Annotated in this window: 9 protein-coding genes; 3 read left to right on the forward strand and 6 right to left on the reverse strand. The window is 69.3% G+C overall.

All coding sequences use genetic code 11. The features are described from left to right. Positions 1–153, forward strand: a 153-nt coding sequence (locus ACPYOG_RS18320) for an alpha/beta fold hydrolase (RefSeq protein ID WP_481295586.1), incomplete at its 5' end; no start/stop codon positions are given. A gap of 57 nt (positions 154–210) precedes the next feature. On the opposite strand, the gene ACPYOG_RS18325 is transcribed toward ACPYOG_RS18320, so the two are convergent. The 4 genes from ACPYOG_RS18325 to ACPYOG_RS18340 all read right to left on the reverse strand — a co-directional run bounded on the left by ACPYOG_RS18325 (position 211) and on the right by ACPYOG_RS18340 (position 2,801). Beyond that, on the reverse strand, positions 211–813 hold the full coding sequence (locus ACPYOG_RS18325) for a TetR/AcrR family transcriptional regulator (RefSeq protein ID WP_481295579.1): 603 nt from the start codon (positions 811–813) through the stop codon (positions 211–213). Between the two features lie 106 nt (positions 814–919). Continuing rightward, a complete protein-coding gene (locus tag ACPYOG_RS18330) occupies positions 920–1,645 on the reverse strand; it encodes a hypothetical protein (protein ID WP_481295580.1) in 726 nt (241 codons plus the stop codon). After that, positions 1,642–2,214 (reverse strand): DUF6114 domain-containing protein, encoded by a 573-nt coding sequence (locus ACPYOG_RS18335; RefSeq protein ID WP_481295581.1) that lies wholly within the window; start codon positions 2,212–2,214, stop codon positions 1,642–1,644. Before ACPYOG_RS18335 ends, ACPYOG_RS18330 begins: the two co-directional genes overlap by 4 nt. Then, positions 2,205–2,801, reverse strand: coding sequence for a DUF6230 family protein (locus ACPYOG_RS18340; protein WP_090040472.1), 597 nt, complete (start codon positions 2,799–2,801; stop codon positions 2,205–2,207). Before ACPYOG_RS18340 ends, ACPYOG_RS18335 begins: the two co-directional genes overlap by 10 nt. Positions 2,802–2,931: 130 nt before the next feature. Here ACPYOG_RS18340 and ACPYOG_RS18345 point away from each other — a divergent pair, with 130 nt between their 5' ends. Continuing rightward, positions 2,932–3,528 (forward strand): TetR/AcrR family transcriptional regulator, encoded by a 597-nt coding sequence (locus tag ACPYOG_RS18345; RefSeq protein ID WP_481295582.1) that lies wholly within the window; start codon positions 2,932–2,934, stop codon positions 3,526–3,528. On the opposite strand, the gene ACPYOG_RS18350 is transcribed toward ACPYOG_RS18345, so the two are convergent. Continuing rightward, the gene (locus ACPYOG_RS18350; protein WP_481295583.1) at positions 3,525–3,848 is read right to left on the reverse strand and encodes a hypothetical protein; all 324 of its coding nucleotides are present in this window, start codon (positions 3,846–3,848) and stop codon (positions 3,525–3,527) included. The genes ACPYOG_RS18345 and ACPYOG_RS18350 overlap by 4 nt on opposite strands. A 154-nt stretch (positions 3,849–4,002) precedes the next feature. Beyond that, positions 4,003–4,911 carry a DsbA family protein gene (locus ACPYOG_RS18355; RefSeq protein WP_481295584.1) on the reverse strand — a complete coding sequence of 303 codons (909 nt, stop codon included), beginning with the start codon at positions 4,909–4,911 and terminating at the stop codon, positions 4,003–4,005. A 121-nt stretch (positions 4,912–5,032) separates the two neighbouring features. Here ACPYOG_RS18355 and ACPYOG_RS18360 point away from each other — a divergent pair, with 121 nt between their 5' ends. Next, positions 5,033–5,701, forward strand: coding sequence for a class I SAM-dependent methyltransferase (locus ACPYOG_RS18360; protein WP_481295585.1), 669 nt, complete (start codon positions 5,033–5,035; stop codon positions 5,699–5,701). Positions 5,702–5,981 lie beyond the last annotated feature (280 nt).

Raw genomic sequence — 5,981 nt, forward strand, 5'->3', positions numbered from 1 at the left:
AACGACCGGATGGTCCCCTCCGTGCTCTCGCACGACCTGCACCGGCGGATCGCCGGATCCGAGCTGATCATCTACCCGAACTCGGGTCACGGCGCCATCTTCCAGTACTGGGAGAAGTTCGCGCCCGTCGCAGCGGCGTTCCTCGCCGCCTGACCCGCCGTCTGATCGCCGTGACCCGCGGGGTCGCGGCGATCAGTGCACCCGCGCGGGTCAGCGCGCCAGGATGGTCTCGAGCTGGGCGCGGATCCCCTCGACGACCTCCGCCACCTCCACGGACTCGTCGGCGGCGAGGGCCATCGCGAGGAGCATGACCGCCGTGACCACGTGTGCGAGCAGGGCCGCGTCGGTCTCCGTCCGTCCGGCGAGATCCGTCAGCACGTGGGCGACGGCCTCCTCGGTCCGGGCGACGATCGAGAGCGCCTCGGCATGGTGGGGTTCGCTCGCGTCACCGAAGGCGAGCTCGCGCAGATAGGTTCGCCCGTTCTCGACCTGGACGCGGTTGCACTCGACGATCGGCGTGACGATCGCGACGACTCCCTCCAGGGCGTCCGTCGCCGCGCGGGCCGCACGGATGCCGATCTCGAGACTGTGCGCGTAGTTCACGTTCTGGACGAGCAGCAAGAGCTCGCCCTTCGTCTTCGCGTAGAGGAAGAGCGTGCCGGCCCCGACGTCGGCCGCCTCCGCGATCTGCTGGGTGGTGACCTCGTCGACGCCGTGCTGGGAGAACAGCTCGGACGCCGCCTGCGTGATCCGTTCGAGCTTGGCCTGCTTGTTGCGCTCGCGGCGGCCGGGCGAGACGGATGTCGACGTCATGGGAACTCCTCGCGCTGAAAACTGACTGCGCTCAATTATTGCACGCCACATCCATTGCCGGCCGGCTCATCCACTGCCGACCACGCACTCCGCTCTCGGAAGACCGCTAATCGGTCAGGTGCTGGTGGGGGTTCGTGAAGTGGATGCTGTCGGCGGTGACTCCGACGAGGCCCAGCGTGACGCGCAGCAGCTGCGTCGGGAGGCCGTCGGCCGGGGGAGGCGTGGCCGCACCCAGGGTGTACGACTTTCCGTCCGATCCCGTGGCCGTCGCCGAGTCGAGGTAGACCTGCACGTTGCCGCGCAGCGCCATCTGGTCGGCGGTCGTCGCGAGCTTCGGTCCGGTCGCCTTCCGCACGGTCAGGCTGAAGCCGTCGATGGTGATGCTGTCCGCCGAGATCTTGAGCACGGGGATGCGGCTGCCGTCGGCGAGCGGGACCGTCACGACGGTGATGCTCTTCAGGCCCGAGAACGACAGGGACTGACTGCCGAGCTGCGCGGCGGGCTGGGTGAAGACGGGTGCGCCGGCGTCCGCTCCGAGCGGCAGGGCGGGCGCAGCGGGGGCGGTCGTGCCGGGAGCGGGGGTCGTGGAGGCGCCGGGCGTGCCCGGTACGGCGGGGGCGCCGGGAAGCGGCGGGAGGCCGGGGACTCCGGGGAGGGTTCCGCTGGGAGCGGGCGACGGAGTCGGACTCGGCGAACCGCAGGTCATGAGGAGCGGGATGCATAGAGCGGCAGGGGCGGTGGTCGGCACCCGGGCGGCGCCCAGGCCGGCGATACTGGCGGCGATGCACGCGATCAGGGCGCCTGCGACGACGCCGGAGCCCGACCGCTTCATGCGACGGTCCCGTCCGCGCGGGCTGCGGGCGGGGCTCCGGCAGCCTCCGCGTCCGCATTCACGTGGGCATCCGTTTCTGCGTCCGCATCGACATCGGCGTCCGCATCCCCGTCCGCAGCGAGACCCGCATCCACATCCGCGTCCGCGTCTCCGCGAACCTTCTTCGGCATCCACGCCACGGTGAGGATGCCGCCGACGGTGCTCAGCAGCATCCCGACGAAGAAGCCGCCGAGGTTCACCCCGACGAGCGAGTAGACGGCGACCGCGAGCGCGATCACGCCGTAGAAGATGCGATGCGCCGGCATCGCGATCACGAGGATCCCGAGCAGCACGAGCAGGATCGGGATGATCGTCGCCTGCAGCCCCTCGATGCCGAGCTGCACGTGGATCTTGCCGATGTCGAGCTGGCCGGAGAAGAACAGTTCGACGCCGCCGAGGGCCGTCAGCAGCCCGCCGACGAACGGGCGTCTGCGGCGCCAGGCGCGGAAGCGGGTTCTCACCGAATCCGGTCCAGGATCGCGGGCCGGCTCCCCGCCGATCGCATGCGCGGCGGCCACGATCAGAAGCATCCCTTCGAGCCGTCGGTCAGCTGGACGTGCATGCCGGTGAGGGTGAAGACCGAGGCCTGCGTGCTCCACGCGGTCTGCTGGAGGTTCGTGATCGTCACCGTGTCGGAGTCCTGCGCGAAGTCGCCCGCCGATCCCTTCGCCGTCGTGTTCACGGTGGAGGCATCCACGCCGATGCGGATGTTGTGGAACTCGGAGTCGCCCTTCAGGTCCGTCATCCCGATCTGCAGGTCGGACGCGGAGGCGGGGTTGCCGCCGCCGCCCGCGGTGATCAGCATCCCGACCTTGCCCATCGGGGTGTCGGTGACGACCGACTGGCAGAGGTCGGCGAGCGTCGCGGACTTGATGTTCGCGATGGCGACCTGGTGGTTCTTGCCCGCGGTGTCGGGGGCGACGCCGGCGTACTGCGAGAAGCCGGTGCCGTCGAGCTTGGATGCGCTGATCTGGAACTGGCTGCCGGACACGGCGAACGAGACGGGAACGGCGCCCTGCGCGACTCCGGCCATGAGCAGGGTGGAGACGACGGCGACGGGGACGGCGGCGAGCACGATCCGCCCGGCGTGCGAGCCGGCGAGCTTTCGGAACTTCATCGATCCTCCTGTTCGGGGGACTTGACAGCCACAGCGCAGTCAGTCCAGGAGTGAGCTTAGACGTTATTGACCGCCTGTCAATAGTTGGATGGCGCATCCTGTTCGCAGAGGCGGCGGTTAGGCTCGATGCATGGAGACCGACCGGCGCACTCGGCTCACGCCCGACGAGCGCCGGGCGCAGCTCGTGGCGCTCGGTGTGGCGTTCCTCGCGGACAATCCGCTGGAGGACCTGTCGATCGAGGAGCTGTCGGCGCGAGCGGGCGTCTCGCGCGGCCTGCTGTTCCACTACTTCGGCTCCAAGCAGGGACTGCACCGGGATGTGGTGCGCACCGCGCGGGACAGCATGCTGCACGCCACGGAGCCCGTCGCCGGGCTGGCCCCGCTGGACCGGCTCCACGACACGCTCGCCCGGATCGTGACGTTCGTCCGGGAGCACAGCGGCACGTTCTACTCGCTCGTGCGCGGTGTCGCCTCCGGGGACACGGAGGTGCGCCAGGTCGTCGAGGAGGCGCGCGGCGAGCAGGCGGAGCGCGTGATCGCGGTCTTCCTGGAGCTCGGCGTCCCGGACACCCGGATGCTCCGCATCGCCCTGCGGTCGTGGATCGCGTTCGCCGAGGAGGCGCTCGTCGAGAGCGCGATCGGCACGGACCTGCCGTCGGAGGAGATCGTCGGGTTCCTCGAGCGCAGCGCGCGGGGAGTGGTGGAGGCGCTGGTAGCGCCGGGCTAGATGCCCTCGTCCTCGACGTCGTCCTCGGTCAGCACTCCGGCATCCGCGTCGTCGTCGCCGTGCTCGTCGTAGACGGGCTCGGCTTCGCGGGCCTGGCCGCCGGTGGGTCCGTTGTTGCCGTCGCCCGGACCCGGCCACACCGTCTCGCCGGCGACCGCGTCGTTCGTGACCAGTTCGTCCGCGAAGTCGGCTTCGGCCTCGCGGTCGTTCAGTGCGTAGTCCGTGTCGCCGTCGGCAGGGTCCGACCAGCCGGGCGTCTCACCGGCATCCGTCTCTCCGACCTCGACATCGTCCACGCCGTCTTCCGGTACCCGCTCCATCCGCAACCCCTCCTCGGCTCTCCGTATCCGCATCCCGTCGCCTGGGACCGTACACCTCCAAACGCGACCGCCCCACCGCCGAGTACACAAAGACTGCACGCCGCTTCGGCGTGTCGCGTGCAGTCTTCGTGTACTCGATGGTGGGGCGCGGGGACTACTTCGAGGTCGGGAAGGTGATGGACTTGCCGGAGCCGGCGTCCTTCACCGCGGTGTCCTTGAACGCTGCGAACTGGGCCGCGTCGGTGAAGCCGCCCTGGTAGCGCTCGCCGTTGACGAACACGGTCGGGGTGCCGAAGCCGCCCGAGGTCGGGTTCTTCAGCTGCGAGTTCGTGGTCGCGCCCTGCGTCATGTCGCCGATGAAGGAGGCGAAGGTCTGCTTGTTCACGCAGTCCGTGATCGCCTTGGAGCTGACTCCCGCATCCTTGAAGATCGACAGGATCTGCGCGTTGCTCAGGCCGCCGCCGGTCTGCTCGTCGGGCTGCTTGGCGAACAGTGCCGAGTTGACATCCCAGAACTTCTCGGGCTTCGAGTTCGCGACACACGAGACAGCGGCACCGGCGCGCGTCGAGTACTGCTTGTTCGCCGTGCTGTCGAGGATCGCGACCGGGTGGATCTCGAGGGTCGCCGATCCATCGGTCAGCCACTGCTTGATCTGGTCGTCGTTCGTAGTCTCGAACTGGTCGCAGAACGGGCACTGGTAGTCGAGCCAGATCTGGATGTGCGCGGTCTTGCCGTCGAGCTGCGTCGTCGTCGGCGTGGGCTTCGCGCCGCTCGTGATGGCCGCCGTCGTGACCGCCGTGGTCGGGGACTGCAGCAGGATGCCGCCGCTCAGCATGTTCTTCGGATTGGCGGCACCGCCGCCGCCCGCTCCGACGGTGGTGAAGACGATGACGCCGATGATGGCGAGCACCGCGATGACTCCGCCGATGACGGAACTCTGGATGACGACCTTACGGCGCTTGGCCTTCTTCGCCGCTTCTTCGCGCATCCGCCTGGCGGTCTCGCGGGCTTCCTCACGTCGGTCGCGTTTCGTCGGACCGGCCGGTCCCCTGCCAGTTGCCATTCAGCTTCATCCCATCGAACAGTGGACAGTTCTCAGATGAATCGTAGGGGGACTTTGCTTTGAAGGCGCTGTACCGCGTGCCCTACCGTGGGCGTATGCACTTTACGGACCGAGCCAGCTGATGTCCGGCGCGACCGGCGGCGACGAGAGCGGCGACGGCGGCGACGACCGCCTGCGCGGCCGCGCTCAGCCGAACGGCAGCGACACGGCGGGCGCCGACTACGCGGAGCGCCTGCGCCGGCTGGACACCTCCTGGTGGCGGCGGACGCTGAACGTGCAGGCGCCGTACCGCTGGAACATCCGCCGGCTCCACCTCGGACGGGTGCTGGATGTCGGCAGCGGCCTGGGCCGCAATCTCGCCCATCTCGGCAACAACGGCGTGGGAGTGGACCACAACCCCGAGTCGGTCGCGATCGCGCGCGCCCGCGGGCTGACCGCGTTCACGAGTGCCGAGTTCCCGTCGACCGAGTACGCGGTCCCCGGTGCGTTCGACTCCCTCCTCCTCGCCCATGTCGTGGAGCACGTCGATCCGGACTTCGCGGTGGAGCTCGTGCGGACCTACCTGCCGTACGTGAAGCCGGGAGGCCACGTCCTCTTCATCACGCCGCAGGAGCGCGGCTACGCCAGCGACCCGACGCACATCGCGTTCACCGACTTCGCGGGCCTGCACCGGCTCGCGGACCGCCTGGGCCTGACGGTCGAGCGCGAGTACTCCTTCCCGCTGCCGCGGTTCGCGGGCAAAGCGTTCACGTACAACGAGTTCGTGGTGCTCACGCGCATCCCGAGCTGACGCCCCCGGCCCGGTCCCCGGCTCGGCTCACATTCGTGACGAATGTGGGGTTGAGGGCGCTGAGAGTGCACATTCGTGACGAATGTGGGGTTGGAGGCGCTGGGAGTGCACATTCGTGACGAATGTTGGGGACGCGAGGGGAGCGGGGGAGCAGGGGAGCTGTCTCTTATACACATCTCCGAGCCCACGAGACACTCGCTAATCTGGGGGGGGGGGTGTTTGGTTGGGGAGGGGGGGGGGGGGGGGGGGGGGGGGGGGGGGGGGGGGGGGGGGGGGGGGG

Source organism: Leifsonia sp. HAY1-4F (assembly GCF_056755275.1).